At 70.5% G+C, this 20,644-nt stretch carries 23 protein-coding genes and 3 pseudogenes; 20 read left to right on the top strand and 6 right to left on the bottom strand.

Annotation, left to right across the window (positions count from 1 at the left end; all coding sequences use genetic code 11):
• Nucleotides 1-366 precede the first annotated feature (366 nt).
• From FEF34_RS02770 to FEF34_RS02755, 4 genes and pseudogenes are all read left to right on the top strand, one after another.
• Nucleotides 367-822, top strand: a pseudogene (locus FEF34_RS02770) (HAMP domain-containing protein); the annotation flags it as partial.
• Between the two features lie 62 nt (nt 823-884).
• Nucleotides 885-1,607: pseudogene (locus tag FEF34_RS02765) on the top strand (PP2C family protein-serine/threonine phosphatase); the annotation flags it as partial.
• A gap of 437 nt (nt 1,608-2,044) precedes the next feature.
• Nucleotides 2,045-2,347 (top strand): hypothetical protein, encoded by a 303-nt coding sequence (locus tag FEF34_RS02760; protein WP_234042235.1) that lies wholly within the window; start codon nt 2,045-2,047, stop codon nt 2,345-2,347.
• Between the two features lie 341 nt (nt 2,348-2,688).
• Nucleotides 2,689-4,017 (top strand): multicopper oxidase family protein, encoded by a 1,329-nt coding sequence (locus tag FEF34_RS02755; protein ID WP_325063614.1) that lies wholly within the window; start codon nt 2,689-2,691, stop codon nt 4,015-4,017.
• Between the two features lie 668 nt (nt 4,018-4,685).
• Here FEF34_RS02755 and FEF34_RS02745 read toward each other — a convergent pair.
• Nucleotides 4,686-5,000 carry a DUF4235 domain-containing protein gene (locus FEF34_RS02745; protein WP_138051701.1) on the bottom strand — a complete coding sequence of 105 codons (315 nt, stop codon included), beginning with the start codon at nt 4,998-5,000 and terminating at the stop codon, nt 4,686-4,688.
• Between the two features lie 403 nt (nt 5,001-5,403).
• Between FEF34_RS02745 and FEF34_RS02740 the strand changes: the two genes are divergently transcribed.
• Nucleotides 5,404-5,778: an STAS domain-containing protein gene (locus FEF34_RS02740; protein ID WP_138051700.1), complete on the top strand. Its 375-nt coding sequence runs from the start codon at nt 5,404-5,406 to the stop codon at nt 5,776-5,778.
• 29 nt (nt 5,779-5,807) lie between these two features.
• Nucleotides 5,808-5,924: pseudogene (locus tag FEF34_RS42470) on the top strand (carboxylate--amine ligase); the annotation flags it as partial.
• Nucleotides 5,925-6,058: 134 nt separating this feature from the next.
• On the opposite strand, the gene FEF34_RS02735 reads toward FEF34_RS42470, so the two are convergent.
• The 3 genes from FEF34_RS02735 to FEF34_RS02725 all read right to left on the bottom strand — a co-directional run bounded on the left by FEF34_RS02735 (nt 6,059) and on the right by FEF34_RS02725 (nt 8,168).
• Entirely contained in the window at nt 6,059-6,274 is a 216-nt protein-coding gene (locus FEF34_RS02735) for a CsbD family protein (RefSeq protein WP_138051699.1), read from the bottom strand.
• A gap of 78 nt (nt 6,275-6,352) precedes the next feature.
• A complete protein-coding gene (locus FEF34_RS02730) occupies nt 6,353-7,294 on the bottom strand; it encodes an SRPBCC family protein (protein WP_138051698.1) in 942 nt (313 codons plus the stop codon).
• Between the two features lie 4 nt (nt 7,295-7,298).
• Nucleotides 7,299-8,168, bottom strand: a complete 870-nt coding sequence (locus FEF34_RS02725; RefSeq protein ID WP_138051697.1) for a histone H1-like repetitive region-containing protein — start codon at nt 8,166-8,168, stop codon at nt 7,299-7,301.
• Between the two features lie 150 nt (nt 8,169-8,318).
• Here FEF34_RS02725 and FEF34_RS02720 point away from each other — a divergent pair, with 150 nt between their 5' ends.
• The 13 genes from FEF34_RS02720 to FEF34_RS02660 all read left to right on the top strand — a co-directional run bounded on the left by FEF34_RS02720 (nt 8,319) and on the right by FEF34_RS02660 (nt 17,218).
• Nucleotides 8,319-8,615 (top strand): gas vesicle protein GvpO, encoded by a 297-nt coding sequence (locus tag FEF34_RS02720; protein ID WP_138051696.1) that lies wholly within the window; start codon nt 8,319-8,321, stop codon nt 8,613-8,615.
• Between the two features lie 27 nt (nt 8,616-8,642).
• The gene (locus tag FEF34_RS02715) at nt 8,643-9,107 is read left to right on the top strand and encodes a gas vesicle structural protein GvpA (protein WP_171052790.1); all 465 of its coding nucleotides are present in this window, start codon (nt 8,643-8,645) and stop codon (nt 9,105-9,107) included.
• A 3-nt stretch (nt 9,108-9,110) separates the two neighbouring features.
• Nucleotides 9,111-9,824 carry a GvpL/GvpF family gas vesicle protein gene (locus FEF34_RS02710; RefSeq protein WP_138051695.1) on the top strand — a complete coding sequence of 238 codons (714 nt, stop codon included), beginning with the start codon at nt 9,111-9,113 and terminating at the stop codon, nt 9,822-9,824.
• A 10-nt stretch (nt 9,825-9,834) separates the two neighbouring features.
• A complete protein-coding gene (locus tag FEF34_RS02705; RefSeq protein WP_138051694.1) occupies nt 9,835-10,089 on the top strand; it encodes a gas vesicle protein GvpG in 255 nt (84 codons plus the stop codon).
• Nucleotides 10,086-10,577 carry a gas vesicle protein gene (locus tag FEF34_RS02700; RefSeq protein WP_138051693.1) on the top strand — a complete coding sequence of 164 codons (492 nt, stop codon included), beginning with the start codon at nt 10,086-10,088 and terminating at the stop codon, nt 10,575-10,577. Before FEF34_RS02705 ends, FEF34_RS02700 begins: the two co-directional genes overlap by 4 nt.
• Nucleotides 10,570-11,547: a GvpL/GvpF family gas vesicle protein gene (locus tag FEF34_RS02695; protein WP_138051692.1), complete on the top strand. Its 978-nt coding sequence runs from the start codon at nt 10,570-10,572 to the stop codon at nt 11,545-11,547. The genes FEF34_RS02700 and FEF34_RS02695 overlap by 8 nt, the downstream gene beginning before the upstream one ends.
• Before the next feature lie 14 nt (nt 11,548-11,561).
• Nucleotides 11,562-11,876, top strand: a complete 315-nt coding sequence (locus FEF34_RS42465; RefSeq protein WP_234043043.1) for a gas vesicle protein — start codon at nt 11,562-11,564, stop codon at nt 11,874-11,876.
• Nucleotides 11,866-12,273: a gas vesicle protein K gene (locus FEF34_RS02685; RefSeq protein ID WP_171053263.1), complete on the top strand. Its 408-nt coding sequence runs from the start codon at nt 11,866-11,868 to the stop codon at nt 12,271-12,273. Before FEF34_RS42465 ends, FEF34_RS02685 begins: the two co-directional genes overlap by 11 nt.
• 299 nt (nt 12,274-12,572) lie before the next feature.
• Nucleotides 12,573-12,818, top strand: a complete 246-nt coding sequence (locus FEF34_RS42460; protein ID WP_234043042.1) for a gas vesicle protein — start codon at nt 12,573-12,575, stop codon at nt 12,816-12,818.
• Nucleotides 12,819-13,135: 317 nt separating this feature from the next.
• Nucleotides 13,136-14,122 carry a TIGR03557 family F420-dependent LLM class oxidoreductase gene (locus FEF34_RS02675; RefSeq protein ID WP_138051690.1) on the top strand — a complete coding sequence of 329 codons (987 nt, stop codon included), beginning with the start codon at nt 13,136-13,138 and terminating at the stop codon, nt 14,120-14,122.
• A gap of 160 nt (nt 14,123-14,282) precedes the next feature.
• Complete coding sequence (locus FEF34_RS02670; RefSeq protein ID WP_138051689.1) at nt 14,283-15,158, top strand: phosphotransferase; 876 nt, start codon at nt 14,283-14,285, stop codon at nt 15,156-15,158.
• A gap of 300 nt (nt 15,159-15,458) precedes the next feature.
• A complete protein-coding gene (locus FEF34_RS02665; protein WP_138051688.1) occupies nt 15,459-15,929 on the top strand; it encodes a cation:proton antiporter regulatory subunit in 471 nt (156 codons plus the stop codon).
• Between the two features lie 5 nt (nt 15,930-15,934).
• On the top strand, nt 15,935-17,218 hold the full coding sequence (locus FEF34_RS02660; RefSeq protein WP_234042233.1) for a cation:proton antiporter: 1,284 nt from the start codon (nt 15,935-15,937) through the stop codon (nt 17,216-17,218).
• Between the two features lie 329 nt (nt 17,219-17,547).
• Here FEF34_RS02660 and FEF34_RS02655 read toward each other — a convergent pair whose 3' ends face one another.
• Entirely contained in the window at nt 17,548-18,663 is a 1,116-nt protein-coding gene (locus FEF34_RS02655) for a mechanosensitive ion channel family protein (RefSeq protein ID WP_138051687.1), read from the bottom strand.
• Between the two features lie 399 nt (nt 18,664-19,062).
• Nucleotides 19,063-19,359 carry a hypothetical protein gene (locus FEF34_RS02650; protein ID WP_138051686.1) on the bottom strand — a complete coding sequence of 99 codons (297 nt, stop codon included), beginning with the start codon at nt 19,357-19,359 and terminating at the stop codon, nt 19,063-19,065.
• A gap of 495 nt (nt 19,360-19,854) precedes the next feature.
• Between FEF34_RS02650 and FEF34_RS02645 the strand changes: the two genes are divergently transcribed.
• Nucleotides 19,855-20,391, top strand: a complete 537-nt coding sequence (locus FEF34_RS02645; RefSeq protein ID WP_138051685.1) for a transglycosylase SLT domain-containing protein — start codon at nt 19,855-19,857, stop codon at nt 20,389-20,391.
• Nucleotides 20,392-20,644 lie beyond the last annotated feature (253 nt).

Genomic DNA, 20,644 nt, shown 5'->3' with positions numbered 1-20,644 from the left:
ACCGGGAACCACCAGGTCCAGACCGGTCGGTGCGGCCCCCTCCGTTCCCGTTCCTCCACCGGAGCCGAACCGACTGCCGCGAGGACACCTACGGCTGTCCACCGCGCGGAAGCCTGACGGCCGCCGGACGGACCGCGGCCCCTCCCGCCCGTGCGGGTTGCCGCGGGGCGGGAGGACGTCCCAACCCTCCCGCGACCGCGCTCAGTCCGCGGGGCGGGAGGACGTCCCAACCCTCCCGCGACCGCGCTCAATCCGCGGGGCCGGAGGACGTCCCCGGCCCAGCCCCGAGCCCCGGTCCGCCACCGCTCGGCCCTCTTCCGACAAGCCGGGCGCGGTGCGCACGAAGGACCGCGGCACGGTACGCCGGACGCGCGGGGGGAGATCCTGGAGCTGAAGGAGACCATCAACACGATGGTCGACCAGCTGTCGTCGTTCGCCGCCGAGGTGACCCGGGTCGCCCGTGAGGTGGGCAGCGAGGGGCGGCTGGGCGGCCAGGCCGAGGTCGAGGGCGTCTCCGGCACTTGGAAGCGGCTCACGGAGAACGTGAACGAGCCGGCCGGGAACCTCACCCGCCAGGTCCGCGCCATCGCCGGCGTCACCAGCGCCGTCGCCGAGGGCGATCTCACCCGGTCGATCACGGTCGAGGCGCCGGGGGAGGTGGGCGACCTCAAGGACAACATCAACGCGATGGTGGAGTCCCTGCGCGCCACCACCCGCGCCAACGAGGAGCAGGACTGGCTCAAGACCAACCTCGCCCGGATCTCCGGGCTGATGCAGGGCCATCGCGATCTGGCGGTGGTGGCCGAGCTGGTCATGGCCGAGCGCCGTACTGGCCTCAGGCGACACCCAGGCGGTCGCCGAGTCGCTGCTCGAACACGCCCCCCGAGAAGGAGTCCGCCGAGCGCAACCGGCTCGCCCTCCAGCTCCAGCACGCCATCATGCCGCCACGCCGCGCACCGCTCGACGCCCCCGGTCTCGAGGTCGCCGTCCGCTACCGCCCGGCCGAATCGGAGTCCCTCGTCGGCGGCGACTGGTACGACGCGGTCGTGCTGCCGTCCAAACGCATCCTGCTGTGCGTCGGCGACGTCGCCGGCCACGGCATCGAGGCGGCCACCGGCATGGTGGTGCTCCGCAACGCCGTGCGCGGCCTCGCGGTCACCGGCGCCGGCCCGGCCCAACTGCTGTCCTGGCTCAACACCGTGGCGCACCATCTGACCGAGCACATCACCGCCACCGCCGTCTGCGGCCTGTACGACCCCGAGTCCCGCATGCTGCGCTGGGCCAGGGCAGGACATCTGCCCCCGGTCCTCGTACGCGGTGCCGGCGCCACCACCCTTCCCATGCCCGGCGGCCTGCTCCTGGGCGCCCTCGGCGACGCCCAGTACGAGGAGTCCGACGTCCAACTGGATCCGGGCGACACCCTCCTGATGTACACCGACGGCCTCGTCGAGCGCCGGGACACCTCCGTCCACGACTCCCTGACCCAGCTGCTCGGCACCGCCCAGACCGCCTCCGCGACCCTGGACCGGCGACTGGACCATCTGCTCACCCACAGCAAGTCCGACACCGACGACGCCACCTGCCTCATCGGCGTCCGGGTGCTCTGATCCGGCATGCGGGGGCGGGACGGGCCCTCTCGGGGTGGGCCCCCGCACACGGAACGCGTCGCCCGAGCTCCGCACCCCGGGACCTCCCGCCGCACCCACCGTGCGGCTTCGCCGCACGGCAGCGGTCACCGCCGCCGACGCGGCCTACGTCGAGCCGGTGCGAAGGGCCGTCCTCCGCGTGTGCGGGGAGTGCGTGTCGGCGAGGTCGGCCCCGGCGCGGCGGCAGGAGACCCGGGGAACCGCGGGGAAGCTCGTTCCGCCCGGCCGGACGCTCCGCAAGGACTGCCGAGTGCCGCGTCAGGCGAGGTCGGACCCGGCCCGCCCTAGCTTGACTCTGTCGGGGATCTTGGAGTTTCCCGGTACGGCGGCGTGATCAACAGGCATGCTCGGGGCTGTTCGAGGACCGATGCAGTTGTCGAGGTGCCCGTTGTCGCTCCGTGCCCGTTCTGGGTGAGCAAATCCCGTCTCTGACCGTGCAGATGGCGCGGGCGAGCAACCCGGGCGGTACGACGGCGATGTGGGTGAGAGACCGGCTCGACGGGCGGTTCGTGCGGGCCGCCTCACTCAAGAAGCGTGAGCTCGCCAACCTCGCCGGCGACCACCTCGCCGATGTCGCCGACGCCACCGAACAAGGCATCCACCGCGTCAACCACAACCCACGACTGCCGTGGTCCTTCCTCGCCCACACAGGCCTGACCATCCACCCACCACACCCACCGAACTTACGAAAAGATCAGTAAAGGGACATGCGGAGGATTCCCGTTGCGGCGGAGTGACGGTGAGGATCACTACTGAGGTCGGCCGCGTCCCACGGCGGGACACCATTCGATCGAGTAGCGTGACGACCGGTTGTCCCGAGATCGAAGGAAATGCCCTTATGGCGGCTGTCGGTAGAAGACCCCTGCTCAAGGCAGGTTTGAGCGCAGCTGGATTTTCCTTCTTGGCGGGGTGTGCGCAGAGCGGCAAGCCGGGCGAGGGCGGCGCATCACCATCGGCCACGAACTATGTCCAGCCGGACGGACCCCAGGTTCAGAGAGCCGATCAGGCGCGCTACAGGAACGGGAAATTCTACCGGTTTCCCATGGCTGCCACCGTCGGGCCCGTGGACCTCGGAGGCGTCGTCGTGAACGCCTGGAGCTATGAAGGCAGAGTACCAGGGCGGGAAATGAGGCTGCAGCCCGGCGACACCGTACGGGCCGACGTGTCGAATCGCCTGCCAGCACCCACCACCGTGCATTGGCATGGCCTGGACATCAGAAACAACATGGACGGAGTCCCCTATGTGACGCAGGACCCGATCGGGATGGGAAACTCATTCCTTTATGAGTACGTAGCATCCACACCGGGAACCTACTACTACCACCCCCACGACGGCCTTCAGTTCGACCACGGCCTGTACGGACCGCTGATCATCGAGGACCCGGACGAACCGAGGTCGTACGACGAAGACTGGACCGTGGTATTCGACGACTGGATCGACGGTGTCAACGGACTCACACCCGAGAGTGTGTACGCTCAGTTGAAACGAGGCATGGCCGCCAAGGGGGAACCGCAAGCCCTCATGGAGGCCGTGACGCTTCCCTCGGACGCGAATAGCCGGCTTCTGGGAGGTGATCCCGGAGACTTGAACTATCCCTATTACCTGATCAATGGGAGAGTTCCGTCCGCGCCGGTGGTGTTCTCCTCCAAGCCTGGCCGGCGTGCCAGGATCCGACTCATCAATGCGGGTGCCGACACCGCTTTCCTCGTTGCCCTCGGCGGGCACAGGATGACGGTGACGCACACCGACGGAAGTCCCGTCGAGCCGGTGGAGGCAGACCGCATTCTCCTGGGTATGGGTGAACGGTACGACGTCCTGGTCACCCTGAAAGACGGCGTATTCCCACTCGTTGCCCTCGCGGAAGGTAAGGGCGCGTCCGCGTTCTCTCTCGTCAGGACCGGCGCCGGGGAGGCGCCCAAGCCTTCAGTGCGCCCGGCCGAACTGGACGGAAAACTCGTCGGAGGGGGAAACCTGTCCGACCTCAGATCGACCCCTGCCGTGAGACTCGACGATCAGAAGGCCGATCAGACCATCCGGCTCTCCCTGACGGGCCAGATGGACCCGTATGTATGGGCACTGGACGGGAAGAAGTACGATCCCCGCGTTCCTCTAGCCGGTCTGACGGAGGGTCGGCGCGTGAGCATCAGCTACACCAACAAGACCGGCATGTGGCATCCCATGCACTTCCATGGCCATTCATTCTTCGTCGGGGATCTCTCCGGCCCGCGCAAGGACACCGTGATCGTCCTGCCTGGCCAGACGGTCAATTGCTACTTCGACGCCGACAACCCCGGCCACTGGGTCACGCATTGCCATAATGCCTATCACGAGAGAGCCGGCATGATCGGGGTGCTCGCCTACCGCGTGTAGAAACGGTTGCTGATCTTTTCCGTCTGTTCATCGCGCTCGTCGTCCAGCTCTCCGCGACGCGGCCCATCGGCTTGCCTGGTCCGACTGGCGCCGCCGCCACCAGTCACGATCACGCACCAGTGACTACCGGCGGCAAGCAGCATCCCAGACATGAAGATCACGATCTAGGTCGAACCCCTCTTCTGCGACACCGCCTGAACTGGAAGCGCGCGTCGATGGCCGGGGCCCTGGGCTACCACTCCACCGACCCCGAACGCGGGGTCCGCCTGTGCTTCCACCTCAAGCCCGGCAGCTACGACACCACCGCCCTCATTGAGGTCCTGGAACAGATGAAGGCGTTCTACCGCGGCGAGCAAATGGTGCTGGTCTGGGACGGCCTGTCCGCCCACTGGACCCGGGCGATGCAGGCATGGGCGGCGCGAGCAGGACTGGCTGACCCTGGAGCGATTACCCGCCTACGCTCCCGAGCTGAACCCGATGGAGTTGTTGTGGTCCTCACTCAAGAAGCGTGAGCTCGCCAACCTCGCCGGCGACCACCTCGCCGATGTCGCCGACGCCACCGAACAAGGCATCCACCGCGTCAACCACAACCCACGACTGCCGTGGTCCTTCCTCGCCCACACAGGCCTGACCATCCACCCACCACGCCCACCGAACTTACGAAAAGATCAGTGGTCCCTACCGGTCCTGTCGCCGCTGGGCCAGACGCCGGTCGCCCGGTGCACGGCCTTGGCGCCGGACCGGTCGACCACGCTGCGCACGACGGCGAAAATGGCACCCTGCACGGCGGCCGCGAGCAGGATCTCGCCCCATTTCCGGTCGGGGTCAAGGGCGTCGGGCGCGTCGTCCTCGTGGCGCAACGCCTTCCACGCCTTCCGGAAGGCCAGTCCGGCGAGCGCGCCGCCGCCCCAGCCCAGGGCGAAGCCGACCGGCTTGTAGACGAGCGGGACCTTGCCCTTCCTCTTCAGCTTCATCTTGTCCATGCGTCCCCCTTCACCTGTTTCGCGCAGTGCACACCTGACTCGTTCCGAATGGACGCGCACGCGTATCCACGCCCGCGTCATCCGGGTCCCCGACTGGCGCGTGCCCCCTCCGGCACCGCGTACACGTGCTGTTTCGTTCCCCGGCGCCACAGGGATCAGCCGTGTCGCAGTGGGCCGCCGGGGCGACGGCCGTGGTCCGCGGCCGAGCGGGGCCGGGACGGGGCCACTCGCACGGCAAGTGGGCGCGGGGCGCGCACGGACGGCGAAGGAATCCCCGTTGGGAGGGCAGCCGGTGTGCCGTCAAGGGCTCTGGTGGACGATGTGCCCACGCGACCGCCGGACGGGGCATGTGCGGACGCCGGTCCGTCTGGAAGTCGGCCGGCGAGTTTGCTAGACGTGGGGGATGCATGAACGTGACCACACTCCATCGGCCCCGGGCACCGCGCTCGGCGTCCTCAGCTGCGGCCGGCGTGGAAACGCCTGGGTCGTCACCCTGGGCGGTGATCTCGGGCCGGACGCGCTGGCCGGCGTATCGCGGCAGCTCGACGACGTGGCCGGCGAGGGCCGGGCCATCGTGGTGGACACGAAGTCGGTGACCTCCGCCGACCCGGCCATGCTCGCCCTCCTGATGAAGCTCCAGGAAGAGGCGTCACTCTACGTGGCCGCTCCTTCGCCGCCCGTGCGGGAGCTGCTCGAGAGAGCCGGCCCGCGTACGTCGGTCCGTACCGTCACCTCACTCGGAGAGGCCCTGGACGCGCTCGGCGCCGGGCCCTCCTGACCGCCCGTACCGGCGAGGGAGCGCGTGCCGTGCGCAGCGTGGGAGTGGAGGAGGAGCTCCTCCTCGTGGACGCGGAGAGCGGTGAGCCCCGCGCCGTCTCGGCGGCCGTTCTGGATGCCGCCGCCAGGGAGAGCGCGGGGGATGAGCAGGTCTTGCCCGCCTCCGGTGACGGAACGCGTCGCGGACCTCCCGGCGGGGAGGTCCGTTGGGCGAACGCGACCGGTACCCGGGACGGCACCGGTTGCGGGCGCCCGGGTTCCGGTCCCGTGCAGGCAGGCCCTCACATGTTCTTGCGAGCCTTGCCCTTCAGCTCTTCGGCGGTGCCGCGGGCCGTCTGCTCGGCCTCGGCGGCCTTCTCCTTGCTCTCACCCGCCAAGCGGTCGGAGGTCCCCTTCGCGCGGAGATCCTCGTTGCCCGTGACCTCGCCGGCCTTCTGCTTGGCCTTGCCGACGGTCTCCTGGGCTTTGCCGCGAATCTTCTTTCCCTGTGCAGCCATGTGACATCAGCCCCTTGAGCGTCCGAACGGTTCGTCCGCTACGCCATTGCTGCTACCTCGGACGAATGCCGTCAAACCTCATCTGGCGTATTCGTCCTCGGCCTCTTCGTCGTATTCGTCCTCGTACTCGTCGTCCTCGGGTTCCTGGTCCTCGTCCTCGTACTCGTTCTCCTCCTCGTCGTCCCCGTTGCCTTCCTCGTCGTACTCGCCCTGTTCCTGTTCCTCGTCCTCCAGTGCCTCTTCGTGACTGCGCACGACTTCACCGTCACGGATTTCGCCACGCCATCCTTCGGGCTCCTCCTCGGCGAAGGTGACGTGGCGGACGAACTTCTTGAAGTCCAGCCGCAGCCGTCGGCCTTGGGCGCGCCAGAGGTTTCCCGTCTTCTCGAAGAACCCGGACGGGTAGTACTCGACGATGAGCACGATCCGGGTGAGGGACGGCGTCACGGAGTGGAAGCTCACGCAGCCGCGTGTGGTGCCCTTGGCGCCCTCGGACGTCCACATGATCCGCTCGTCGGGTATCTGCTCCTGAACGGTCGCCTTCCAGCCCCTGGTCGAGGGCCCGACCTTCACCTTCCAGTCGCTGTGCACGTCGTCGCCGTCCTTCGACACGCTGCGCACACCCTTGGTGAAGTCGCTGAACGCCTCGTACTGCGTCCAGTGGTCGTACGCCGTTCGGATCGGCACGCCCACGTCGTGGACCTCGAGGATGTCCGTGGACTTGCCACCGCCGGATTTGCGTTTGCCCTTGCCGCCGCCGAGCAGATCCTGGGCTTTGCCCACGACGTTGTCCTTGACGTCCTTGGCCTTGCTCCCGATGACGGCCTTCATGATGCCGCCGGGCAGCGGGCCGCCGTTCTCGGCCGCGTCGAGCAACTGGTCCGTGAGATCCGAGAGTTTGTCCCCGGCCCTGTCCGCCAGACTCTCGACCTGGGCGCCGAGGAAGTCGACCAGTTCGTCGCGCAGCAGATCAAGGCCGGAGACCTCGCCGCCCTTGGAGCTGTGTGCTGCCTTGGCCATGGCCCTACCTCCGCCGTCCGGCCGTCTTCTTGGCCGACGTGCTGCGCGGTGCCGCCTTCTTCGCCGCGGTCTTCTTGGCGGGCGCCTTCCTGGGCGATGCCTTCTTCGCGGCGGCCTTTTTGGGTGTCGCCTTCTTGGCGGTGGTCCTTTTCGCCGGTGCCTTCTTAGGCTCGGTCTTCTTGGCGGGTGCCTTCTTCGCCGCGGTCTTCTTCGCCGCGGTCTTCTTGGCGGCGGCCTTCTTGGGTGTCGCCTTCTTGGCGGTGGTCTTCTTGGCGGGTGCCTTCTTCGCCGCACCTCGCCTCTCGGGCCGGGCCGGGGCCTTCTTGGCGGCCGTCCTGCGCGGGCCGGGCTGCTGCCGTCCCCTCGCGGGCCTCCGGCGGCGTGGCGGCTCCTCTTCCTCTTCCTCCTCCGGTTCCTCTTCCTCCTCTTCCTCCTCCGCCTCTGCTTCGGGCTCCTCGGCTTCTTCCTCTTCCTCCTCGGGTTCTTCCTCCTCCTCGGGTTCCTCGTACTGGTCCTCCTGGTCCTCGTATTCGTCCTCCTCGTACTCCTCCTCCCCGCCCTTCTCCCCGAGGTGGAGCGTGCGCTCATGGAGCGAGTCAGCCAGATCCGCGAGCTTGCGGTCCGCCGTCGCCGTGATGGCCTTGCGTCCGGCGTCCAGCAGCTCGCCCCGTATCTGCTCGTTGAGCTCGGCCACTTGTGGCACGTCTCTCAGCCTGCGCAGCCCTTCCGCCGCCAGCTGCTGCGGATCCAGGCCGAAGCGGCGCCCCGCGATGTACGTCGCCATGGCGAAGGCGAGTCGTCCCTTCTTCGCGCGCCCCAGCAGGTATCCACCCGCAACCGCCGCCGCGAGAGCCATCTTGGTCGTGTCGTTCATGAACTGATCCCTTCGCAAAGGGCGTTGAGGAAGGCAGGGAAGATCGCAGCCCCCGCAGGACACCACCCCACACACAACTCATATGTGTATATAGTGAAATTGTAGGTTCACATGTGGAATGTGGCGCCCGCTCCGTCCCCGGAGAACGACATGGCCCCTGCAGAGCAGCCCGCGAAGCGGAAGCGCAAGGACAAGGCCGCCTGGGCCATGCGCTCCGCGGCGCAGCAGCTGGCGCAGCTGCTTGGACGGCCCCCCGAATCGGTGTCGGCCCTCAGACCGACCGAGGACGGCTGGGAGGCCGATGTGGAGGTCGTGGAACTGGAGAGGATCCCCGAGACGACCAGCGTGATGGCCAGCTACCGGGTGACCCTGGACAAGGAGGGTGACCTGGTGGCCTACGAACGGAAGCGCAGATACACCAGAGGGCAGATCGACCGCAGGCCCTGAGCGGTCGGCCCGGTGAAGGGAGGCGCCATGACCGTGGTGCCGCAGGGCGGAGGCGGTGTCTCCAGGGGCGGCAGCAGCAGCCTCTACGACGTCCTGGAACTCATTCTGGATCGCGGACTCGTCATCGACGTCTTCGTGCGGGTCTCGCTCGTCGGTATCGAGATTCTGAGGATCGACGCCCGCATCGTCGTGGCCAGCGTGGACACGTATCTCCGCTTCGCCGAGGCGTGCAACCGCCTCGACCTGGAGGCTGGCAAGAAGCCGTCGCAGCTGACCGACCTCGTGGGGGACACCGTCGAGAAGGGGGCCCACGGCAAGTCCAAGGGCGCGCTCTCCGGGGCCGTGGAGGCCGTGACGGACAGCCTCAGGGACGGCGGCGCGGACGAGCGGGACGAGCGGGACGATCAGGAGGAGGAACGGGAGCCCGTGGCACGGAAGCGGCGCGCGGCGACCCGCAGGCCCCGGCGTTCGAGGGAACGCGAGGAGGAGTGACCCATGGCCGTCTACGTGTACTCCGTCGTCGGCAAACGGCATCCGCTCCGGCTGGACGGCGTCACCGGGGTCGGCGACCCGCCGTCCCCACTGCGTACCGTGACGTCCGGATCACTGACGGCGGTCGTCAGTGACGCTCCCGAGGACCTGCGTCCCAAGCGCCGTGACCTCACGGCGCACCAGGCGGTCCAGGACCGTCTCGTCGCCGACGGCACGGTGCTGCCCCTGCGGTTCGGACTCACGGCGCCGGACGACGACGCCGTGAGGGAGGCCCTGGAGGAGCGGGCGACGGAGTACGCGGACCGCCTCGGCGCGCTGGAGGGCTGTGCGGAGTACAACCTGAAGGTCAAGCAGGACGAGGAATCCCTCCTGAGGCAGATCCTCGAGGACTCGTCCGAGGCGCGGGAACTCAACGACGCGGTCCGCGGCGGCACGGCCGGTCCCGACGTCTCCCTGGCGCTCGGCGAGCTGGTCGCCCGGGAGGTGGAAGCGCGCCACGCGTCCCTGGCCGCCGGAGTCGTCGAGGCGCTCCGTCCCTTCGCCCGGGACCAGCAGACCTCCCAGCCCGCCGGCGAGGACTTCCTGAGCGTCTCCTTCCTGGTGGCCGAGGAGCAGGAGGAACTCTTCCTCGCCACCGAGATGAGCGTCGCGAACCAGATGGGGGACGACTTCGAGTTCCGGCTCAACGGCCCGCTCCCCCCGTACAGTTTCGTCTGAGGGTGATCCCATGGGCCTGCTCACGCAGATCGTGACCCTTCCGCTGGCACCGGTGCGCGGTGTCGCCTGGGTGATGGACCGGGTGCTGGAGGCGGCGGAGAACGAGTACTACGACCCCGAGCCCGTGCAGCGGGAGCTGGCGGCCCTGGAGGCGCAGCTGCGCGCCGGGGAGATCGACGAGGAGACTTTCGACCGCCGCGAGGACGAGCTGCTGGACCGGCTGGAGGAGATCAGGGCGTTCCGGCAGGAGCGGGGTCTGCCGTGACCGATCCGCTGGCCGGCAGGACGGGGTCCTATCCGTCCAGGGCCGCGCCGTACGGGCAGGGCTCCACCGCCAATCTGGCGGACATTCTGGAGCGGGTCCTGGACAAGGGCATCGTCATCGCGGGCGACATCCAGATCAATCTGCTCGACATCGAACTGTTGACCATCAAACTCCGCCTGCTGGTCGCCTCGGTCGACAAGGCCAAGGAAATGGGCATCGACTGGTGGGAGCACGATCCCGCGCTGTCCTCGCGGGCGCGCGGGGGTGAGCGCTCGCTCGCCGAGGAGAACCGGCGGCTGAGGGCCGAGGTCGAGGCCCTGCGCCGGGGCGAGCCACTGCCCGAGGGCGGGCGCCGTCCCGTCGCCGGGGAGCAGTCCGTCGTCGACGAGGAGGCGGAGGAGGAGCCCGCCGAGGCCGAACTCGTCGAGGAGGAGCCGCCGAGGCGGTCCCGGCCGGCCCGGCGCACCAGGAAGGCACGCGATGAGTGACCGCGTCAGCTACGTCTACGCCGTGCTGCGGGAGGCGCCCGGCCTGGGGGAGGCCGTCGCCGGGCTCGCGGGTGTCGCCGGTGGGCCCGTACGCCTGCTCCCCCTCAGCGGAGTTGCCGGGCTGCTGCTCGCGGTGAGCCCCGTGTCGTCGGAGGACTTCCAGGAGGAGGCCCTCAAGCGGCATCTGGAGGACCTGCGATGGCTGGAGTCCGTCGCGCGCGCCCACCACGCCGTGATCGAGCGGCTGTCCGCCCGCACCACCGTCCTCCCGCTGCGCCTGGCCACCGTGTACCTGGACGACGAGCGGGCGAGGAGCGCCCTGGACGCGCAGGGGGAGTCGCTCGCGGAACGGCTGTCCCACCTCGCCGCCCATGTGGAGTGGGGCGTCAAGATCTACGTCGAGCCGTCGGCCTCGCCTGTTTCCGAGCCCGCCGGACCCGCGGGATCCGAGGAGCTCAGCCCGGGGCGGGCGTACCTGCGTACCCGCAAGGCCCAGCGCACCGTCCGGGACACCGCCCACCGCGCGGCCCGGACCGCGGCCGAGCGGATCGAGGAGACGGGGCGCCGGTACGCCGCCGGTCGGGCCCGTCATCGTGTGCAGCAGGGCGAACTCGCGGCCGCACCGGGCGAGAACGTCCTCAACGACGCCTATCTCGTGCCGCGGGACCGGGCCGATGAGTTCCGCGACGAGGTGAGCCGCGCGACGGAGGGCCTGGACGGGGTACGGGTCGAACTCACCGGCCCCTGGGCGCCGTACTCGTTCTCCACCCCGCCGGACACGGCGGAGCCGGTGGAAGCGGAGCCTGCCGGGCCGGCGCAGGCGCTACGAGGCGAGGGCCCTCCGGCTGGGCGCGAGTCAGGTGAGGCGGCCCGGCCGAAGGGGAACGCCGTCCGGGCGAAGGGCGAGCCCGGAGAGGCTGCGGCGCGCTCGAACTCGCCCGCCGGGAACGAGCGGGGCGCGGAGACGTGACGGAACCCCGCCCGCTGCCGGCGACGTCTCCCCGGACCTCGGAGGCCGGGTCCTCCCTGCCGGACCGTCAGGTCGCCCTCATCGACCTGCTGGACCGGTTGCTCAGCGGGGGCGTCGTCCTGACCGGGGACGTGGTCCTGTCCATCGCGGACATCGATCTCGTGCGCATCTCCCTCCGCGCCCTCATCATGTCGATCCGCTCGTCGGAGGGCGGCGGTGCATCGGCGGGCGGTGGATTCCCCGGGCTCGGTGCCCCGGCGGGCGGTGGTTTCCCCGGGCGCGCGACGGAGAGCGGTGGCACGCCAGGGGGCGGTGACGGTGGCCCCTGAGCCGGAGGGGGAGCGGGGCCGCCGCTTCGACGAGGTCGCCGAAGCCGCGGCCCGGGCCTTCCGCCTGCTGCCCGCCGCTCCCCAGGACCTGCCCGCGCCGGGCCGGGCCGCGCCGTCACCCGCCCGCAGGATCAGCGCCGACCCCGACACGGTGGAGCGGGACCTCGTGCGGCTCGTCCTCACGCTCGTGGAACTGCTCCGCCAGTTGATGGAACGTCAGGCGCTGCACCGGGTGGACCAGGGCGACCTCACCGACGAGCAGGAGGAGCGGCTGGGGGCGACGCTCATGATCCTCCACGACCGCATGACGGATCTGTGCGCCCAGTACGGGCTGACCATGGAGGACCTCAACCTGGACCTCGGCCCCCTGGGCACCCTGCTGCCGCCCGCCGACTGAACGAGGACGGCGGCCGTCCGGACCGGAGCCGTCCCAGCGGAACCACGCCCCCGCCGTGCGGCATGAGCAGGCAGTTCGGATGCCCACGGGCCCTGAGCCGCATCCGCGCGCGTGGCCGACAGGACTCCGGGTACGCGAGCGCCTGTGGATACCAGCCCGTCGGTATCGGTATCCGTCCCTCGGGGACGCACGCCGTACTCCTTCGCCGTCACCACGGCCGTGCCCAACGCCGAGGGGAGTGGGGCGGAGTGACGTCTTCGACGGAACCGGCCGTGCCGTGGGACGCCCGGACGCCACCGCTGGAGGCCGGACCGCTCGCACAACGGCAGTGGGAGCTGGTCGACCTGCTGGACCGGCTGCTCGCGGGCGGCGTGGTGATCAAGGGGGACCTGACCCTGCGGATCGCGGGCGTCGACCTCGTACGCATCGACCTCAACGCGCTGATCTGCTCGGTCGGGTCCGTGGTCGCCTCGCCCTTCGAGGACCGTGGCGGCTCCGGTACGTACGGGCCGGGTGCCGACGGAGCGCCGGGAGGAGCGGTATGAGCGGGTGGCAAGGTGGTGGCTGACGGCCCGCACCAGTCGTCGCCGACGCCGTCCGCCTCCAGCAGGAGCACGCCGAAGGCAACGACTCCATCCCGCGCTGAGGTCATCGTCCGGTGGTCCTCGGCCCGCTGCTGCCCCGCGACGGCTGAACCGCTCTCGGGCACATGTCAAAAGCATATGCCTTCACCGTCGTCGGCCGGGCCGCTTCATCGCGGCGGAGGTCATCGATGCCATCGGGGCGCACCACTGCCCCAAGGCTTTCGCGATGGGGGCCGGCGGCGGAGTTTCCCGGCACTGGCGAGGGGCAACCAGGCAATATGGTGCAAATCGGATACACGATGATGACCGAGCAGGCCGGCCCCCGACAGCTGGTCGATCACCTGATGCACGCGGAGGACGTCGGGTTCGACTTCTCCGTGACCTCCGACCGCGCCTTTCCCCGGCTGCGTGCCCAGGGGCACTCGCCGTACGCGTGGAGCGTCCTCGGCGCGGCGGCGCAGGCCACTTCCGAGATCCCGCTGATGACCTTCGTCACGTGCCCGACGATGCGGTACCACCCGGCGGTCGTGGCGCAGAAGGCGGCAACGCTCCAGATCCTGTCGGAGGGGCGGTTCCGGCTCGGACTGGGATCGGGGGAGAACCTCAACGAGCACGTCGTCGGGGACTGGCCGCCCGCCGACATGCGCCTGGAGATGCTCGGCGAGGCGGTCGGGATCATCAGGGAACTGTTCCGCGGGGAGCACGTCAGCAGGCGCGGCGGCTACTTCACCGTGGACTCCGCCAAACTGTGGGACCTGCCGGACGAACCGCCGCCGATCGGCGTCGCCGTCTCGGGCGACCGCTCCTGCGGACTCGCGGGGCGGCTCGCCGACCTCATGATCGCGGTCGAGCCCGCGCGTTCCCTCACCGAGTCCTTCGCGCGCGCCGGGGGAGCGGGCAAGCCCCGCGTCGGGCAGATGGCCATCTGCTACGACACCGACCGTGACGTCGCCGTGCGTCGCGCGCACGAACAGTTCAAGTCGTTCGGCATGGGCTGGAAGGTGAATGCGGAACTTCCGCACCCCGACTCGTTCGCAGCGGCCACCCGGTGCGTGCGGCCCGAGGACGTGGCGGAGGCCATCCCTTGCGGAGACGACCCGGAGGCGGTCGTGGAGGCGGTGCGCGGCTTCGTCGACGCGGGTTTCACCGAGGTCGCCCTCGTGCAGATCGGGGGCAGCACCCAGCACGACTTTCTGGCATGGGCCGAGGACAAGCTGTTGCCCGAACTGCACGCGCTCGGCGGGGACGGCGCGATGGCGGCGTAGCCGCCACCCGGCGCGCGGGGTGCACGGGTGCGCAGGACGTCCGGGGCTCGCAGGGCGGGCGTCGCGACGGGGCGGGCCCTGGCTGACGCGGCACCCGCTCGGTATGGTTCGCAGCCCGCACAGCCATGGTCGGCGCCCGGGGGAGAGGAGCCAGGCGGCGATGCAGGCGTCAGAGCTCCCGCACGCGGTGGCCGCGGCCGTCTCGACGGCCTCGTCACTCGGCCTGACAGCCGACGACGCGATCGTTCTTCATGACTCGAACAAGCTCACTCTGCGCCTGCTGCCCTGTGACGTCCTGGCCCGGGTGGCACCCGCAGCGCGTCAGGTCGCTCAGTTCGAGGTCGAACTCGCCCAGCGGCTCACCGATTCCGGATGCCCCGTGGCCGCTCTCGAGCCTCGGGTGGAGCCACGCGTCCATGAGCGGGGCCGCTTCGTGGTCACGCTGTGGACCTACTACGAACCCGTGACTCCTCGGGAGCTCTCACCAGCCGCCTACGCCAGTGCGATCGAGCGGCTGCACGCCGGCATGCGCGAGATCGACGTCCCGACGCCGCGATTCACGGACCGGGTCGAGCAGGCTCGGCAACTCGTGGCGGACCGCGACCACACCCCGGCGCTCGCCGACGCGGACCGGCGGCTGCTCGGCGACACGTTGCGCAACCTGAGGAGAGTCGTCGGCGGGCACGGCGGCGCGGAGCAACTGCTGCACGGCGAGCCGCACCCGGGCAACGTGCTCGCGACGAGCAACGGGTTGCTGTTCATCGACCTCGAGACGTGTTGCCGTGGGCCGGTCGAATTCGATCTCGCCCATGCGCCCGAGGAAGTCGGCGAGCACTACCCGGGTGTCGACCGGGACTTGCTGCGCGTGTGCCGGACCCTCGTGCTGGCGATGGTCACAACGTGGCGGTGGGATCGGGGCGACCGACTCCCCGACGGGCGCCGACTGGGCACGGAGTGGCTCGGCCGGATCCGAGAAGAGCTCGACCGCAACGGCTTGACGGGAGCAGGACCGCCACGACCCGAACGGCGGCCTTGAGGAGGAGGATCCGCCGGTACGGCGACATGCGCTCGCCCTTCTCGGTGGGCTTCCACCTCCACTACGGTCTCCCCGCCGGTGACGGGCCTCCCCCGCGCGATCCGGGGCGCGGCGGGTCCCGTGTCGCCCGGACCAGCCTCGCTGCGGCGCGGCTCCGCGTCCATACGTGCCGACACCCGTGTTCGAGCTCCGCGGCGAGGTGGCAACATTGCTCGTCGCCGCGCGCGTCCCCGAACGGGGTGCCGCGGTCCGCACATCTGTCCGCAAGACCAGAGGGGATGGGCCGTGCCTGCCTCACGGATGAGCACCACGCCACTGCCCGGCATCGGTGTCCAGTACGACCTCACCACGCGTGAGCACCGCCATCTGTCGGTGATCGCGCACCGGGACGGCACCCGGACGGTGAACGTCTACCGCGCGGACGACCCCGACGCCTGCGCCCAGTCCCTGCACCTCTCTTCGGGGGAGACCGCATCGCTCATCGACGCGCTGACGCCGGACCACCACAGCCCCAACGTGCTCCACACCACGGGCCTTGGCCTCGTCGCCGAGCGCATCGAACTGTCCGCCCACTCGCACTGGAACGGCCGCGTACTCGGGGACACGCGGATGCGGACGGAGACCGGCGCGTCCGTGGTCGCGGTGCTGCGCAGGGCGGAGGCGACCCCGTCGCCGACGCCCGACTTCCGGCTCGCCGGCGGCGACACCCTGATCGTCATCGGTACCCGTGAGGGCATCGAGGCGGCGGCGGCCATCCTCGGACGGGAGTGACCCGCGTGCACTCCGCCCTCTTCCTGATCGAGTTCGGTGCGATCATCCTCGGCCTCGGCCTCCTGGGCCGTGTCGCCGGGCGCCTCCGGTTCTCCCCGATCCCGCTCTACCTGCTCGCCGGTCTCGCCTTCGGTGAGGGCGGTCTCCTGCCGCTCGGCGCGAGCGAGGAGTTCGTCGCCATCGGCGCCGAGATCGGCGTCATCCTGCTGCTGCTGATGCTGGGCCTGGAGTACACGGCCAGCGACCTGGTGTCCAACCTCAAGACCCAGTATCCGGCCGGGCTGGTCGACTTCACCCTGAACGCCGTGCCCGGCGCCGTCGCGGCGCTGCTGCTCGGCTGGGGGCCGGTGGCCGCGGTGGTCCTGGCCGGGGTCACCTGGATCTCGTCCTCGGGTGTCATCGCCAAGGTGATGGGCGACCTCGGGCGGATCGGGAACCGCGAGACGCCGGTCATCCTGAGCATCCTCGTCCTGGAGGACCTGGCGATGGCGGTGTACCTGCCGATCGTCACGGCCCTGCTGGCCGGGGCCGGCCTCGCCACGGGCAGCGTCACCCTCGCGATCGCCCTCGGCGCGGCCGGAGCGGTGCTGTTCGTCGCCCTGCGCTACGGCAGGGTCATCTCGCGCTTCGTCTCCAGCGACGACCCCGAGAAGCTGCTGCTGGTCGTGCTGGGGCTGACGCTGCTGGTCGCCGGCATCGCCCAGCAGCTGCAGGTATCCGCGGCGGTCGGCGCGTTCCTCGTGGGCATCGCCCTGTCCGGCGAGGTGGCGGAGGGCGCCCACACCCTCCTCAGCCCGCTGCGGGACCTGTTCGCGGCCGTCTTCTTCGTGTTCTTCGGCCTGCACACCGACCCGGCGAGCATTCCGCCGGTCATTCTGCCCGCGCTCGCCCTCGCCGCCGTCACGGCCTGCACGAAGGTCGCGACGGGCTACTGGGCCGCCAAGCGGGCCGGGGTCGGTGTCAAGGGGCGCTGGCGCGCCGGCGGCACGCTGGTGGCGCGCGGTGAGTTCTCGATCGTCATCGCCGGTCTCGCCGTCACCGCGGGCATCGAGCCGGCCCTGGGCCCGCTCGCCACGGCGTACGTCCTCATCCTCGTCGTCATGGGTCCGCTCACCGCCCGCTTCACCGAACCCCTCGCCACCCGTCTCACCGGTCGCGGCCGGCCGGCGGGGACGGCTCCGGTGGTGCGGCAGACCCCGGAACCGGCGGCGGACGGTCCGGTCGGCGACACGGCGGTGGAGGGGGACGGCAAGCTGCTGTCGGACCGGGACGCGGTGGACCGCGCCTGAGCGCCGCCGCCGTTCCACGCAACGGCCGGGGGCCGTTGCCTGCTGCCAGGGGGCCGGAACCCGTACCGGCCCGTCCGGCGGGGCGCGCCCGTGCCGGGGCGTCCGGGACACGGAGGCGCCATGTCCGGCGCGGCGGGAGCGCGCCCCGGACGTGGCGCCCGGCGAAGACCCGGACCTGCGGTGGTGCCCGGTCGCGTCGCCCCGGACCGGTCACCGCTGCGGCCGGTCCGAGACGGCGCGGCGGCGTCCGAGTGGCCGCGTCGCCCCCGGGCAGGCGACGCGGACCGCCGGGTCGCGCCGGCGGAGTGCGGGCGGACCGCCTCGCCGCGTCAGACCGGTGGCGTCGGACTCACCGGCGTGGTCATCGCGTCGGTGGCGACGCGCGGACCGGGGATCGGCAACTCGGGCTGCGGGATCTCCGCTTGGTGGACGGAGACGATGCGCCGGGGGGCGGGCACGCTGATGCCCTCCGACCGGTAGCGCTTGTGCAGCCGCTTGATGAACTCGTGCTTGATCCGGTACTGGTCGCTGAACTCGCCGACCCCGAGGATCACCGTGAACCCGATCCGGGAGTCGCCGAACGTGTGGAAACGGATGAGGGGTTCATGGTCGGGCAGACCCCCCTCGACATCGGCCATGACGCTCTTCACGACCTCGACGGTCACGTGCTCGACGTGCTCGAGGTCGCTGTCGTAGCCGACGCCCACCTGCACGTTGAGCGACATGTGCTGCTCGGGGCGGTGGTAGTTGGTCATGTTGGTGCCGGACAGCTTCGTGTTGGGGATGATCACGAGGTTGTGCGAGAGCGTACGCACGACGGTGTTGCGCCAGTTGATGTCGACGACGTAGCCCTCCTCACCGCTGCTGAGCTTGATGTAGTGACCGGGCTGCACCGTGCGGGAGGCGAGGATGTGCACGCCCGCGAAGAGGTTGGCCAGGGTGTCCTGCAGGGCCAGCGCCACCGCCAGACCACCCACCCCCAGCGCGGTGAGCAGTGGCGCGATGGAGACACCCAGAGTCTCCAGCATCACCAGGAAGCCCATGGCCAGGACCACGACGCGGGTGATGTTCACGAAGATGGTGGCCGAACCGGCGACACCGGACCTGGACTGCGCCAGGGCCTGCACCATTCCGGCGACGACCCGCGCGACGGTGACCGTCGCCGCCAGGATCAGCACCGCCGTCAGCGTCATGGTGACGTTGCGCCCCACCCGGGCCGTCAGCGGGAGCGCCGAGGCGGCGACCGCCGCGCCACCGGTCACCGCGGCCCAGGGGACGATCGTCCGCAGACCGTCGACGATGATGTCGTCGCCGCTCCACTTCGTTCTCCCGGCCCGTACCCCGAGCCATCTCAGGATCACCCGGAGCAGTACGGCGGCCGCTGTGCCGGCCGCCAGGGCGATGCCGGCGACGATGAGGTCGTGGAGGGTGAGGGCCCGGGTCACTTCGTACCCCCCGGTGCATGCGGGAGGGTGCGGCGGGGTGCGCCTGCCGCAGTGAGTCGGATGTGATGAGTCGTCACGAGCCACCTGTGCGTGTCGGGATGCCGTTGTGCGTCGCGCCGGCCCGTTCGGATCCGTCCGGCGCGCGAGTCATCCTGCCGCACCTGTCGTACTGTCACATGATCGGCCCTGGTGCGGGGCCCTTGCCGGGACGCATCGTTGACGCCGTCGTCCAGGAGGCCGGCGCCATCGAGGGGCACTCCGGGTCGCGGTTCGGCCCGCCGATCGAGTCTCGACGGAGGCGGCCGGGGCGAGCGCCGGCTCTGCCGGTGGTGCTGCTGTCCGCAGCAGGGCTGTGCCGTGCCCCCAAGCTCCGGGGGCGCGGCACGGCACGGGTCGGAGTCAGCCGTCGGCACCGAGGGGCGGGGGCGGTGACGGAAGCCGGGGCGGAAGGCCGGGCGGTACGATCCACGGCTCGGCGGGGTGTCTTCGTTCGTGTGCCGACGGGGACCCGGGTGAGGGCCGGTCCCCGTCCTCCTCGGGGCGGGGCGCGTCCGAGGAGCCTCCGCCGCGGGCGTCCTGCCGCGCCTGGACCCGGACGAGGCAGCTGAGCTGGTCGTGCCTGTGGGAGTCGAGCCAGTAAGCGTCGACGCAGGACGCGGCCGGTGCGAGTGCGGTCTCCCTGCCGATTGCGTTCATGCCTGGGAAACGACCGACCCCGGCGAGGGGGAACGACACCCGCCCCGGTCGCAACCGAAACGTCATCCGGAACGTGCCCCCGGTGGTCGACGTCCCCCCGGTGGTCGACGTCCCCCCGGTGGTCGGTGGTCGGTGGTCGGTGGGCGGCGGTCGGCGGTGCGTGAGCGCACGGCCACTCCGGGTCGTGTCGGGCGGTGGGGAACGGCGCGTCCGTGTGATGCCGGGCATAGGAGGCGCGTCACGTCCTAAGGGCGGTAGTGGAACTGAGGGCCGGGCGGCCTTCAGGAGACGCGCTCGATACGTCAAATCAGACATTTCTCCGTAGAACGGTAGTACGTCACATCTTTGCGTTCGGGCAGGTGGGCCCTCCACGATGGCTGACGTTCCGGGGAGTGAGTGCCGGGCCGAGCGGGTCGCCACCCGCGCCGATCGCTCAGCTCCTGCCGAACCGCCCATGGTTCCTCCCCACGCAGTCCATCATTGGAGTCCTCCCGCATGACCGCTCGCACGCAGTCCACCACCGGCCGCATCGCCCGTCTCCGCAAGCTCTCCGTCGCCGGCGTCGCCACCGCCGGTGCCGTGGCAGCGGCTCTCACGCTGGCCCCGTCGCCGGCGCACGCCGCCGAGCAGGCTTCGGCGAGCGCCGCCTCCGGCAGGACTGTGGTGGCCGAGGCTCCGGCGAAGAAGGCGAAGAAGGAAAAGAAGCAGTACAAGGACAACCTCGACGGCTGGATCCGTGAGGCCCTGGACATCATGGAGTCCGAGGACATCCCGGGCAGCTACGAGGGCCTGCACCGCAACATCATGCGCGAGTCCGGTGGCAACCCGAACGCGCAGAACAACTGGGACGTCAACGCCAAGAACGGCACCCCGTCCAAGGGGCTGCTCCAGGTCATCCAGCCGACCTTCGACGCCTACCACGTGAAGGGCACCAAGCACGACGTGACCGACCCGGTCGCCAACCTCACCGCGGCCGCCAACTACGCCGCCGACCGCTACGGCTCCATCGACAACGTCGACTCCGCCTACTGAGCCGCCGGGCCTCTCGCGGAGCGGGCCGGATCCCCGCCCGGCGCCGCCCCGGGTCCCTTCCCCCCACCCGGCGCGGCCGGTGCCTCCGTGCCCGCCGCCGGGCTCCGAACCGTGAACGCGCGCCCCTGTTCCCGCCACCGTGGCGGCGACGGGGGCGCCTCTGCCTTTCCGCACGTCCCTCTTCCGGCAAGGTGCACCGGCCCTCGCTCCGACGGGGCCGTCCCGCGCCGGTGTGGCCCGAGACGCCGGTCAG

Origin of the sequence: Streptomyces marianii (genome assembly GCF_005795905.1) — a bacterium.
In the GTDB taxonomy this organism is placed as follows: Bacteria; Actinomycetota; Actinomycetes; order Streptomycetales; family Streptomycetaceae; genus Streptomyces; species Streptomyces marianii.
This window is presented reverse-complemented; position numbering and strand designations above follow the sequence as displayed.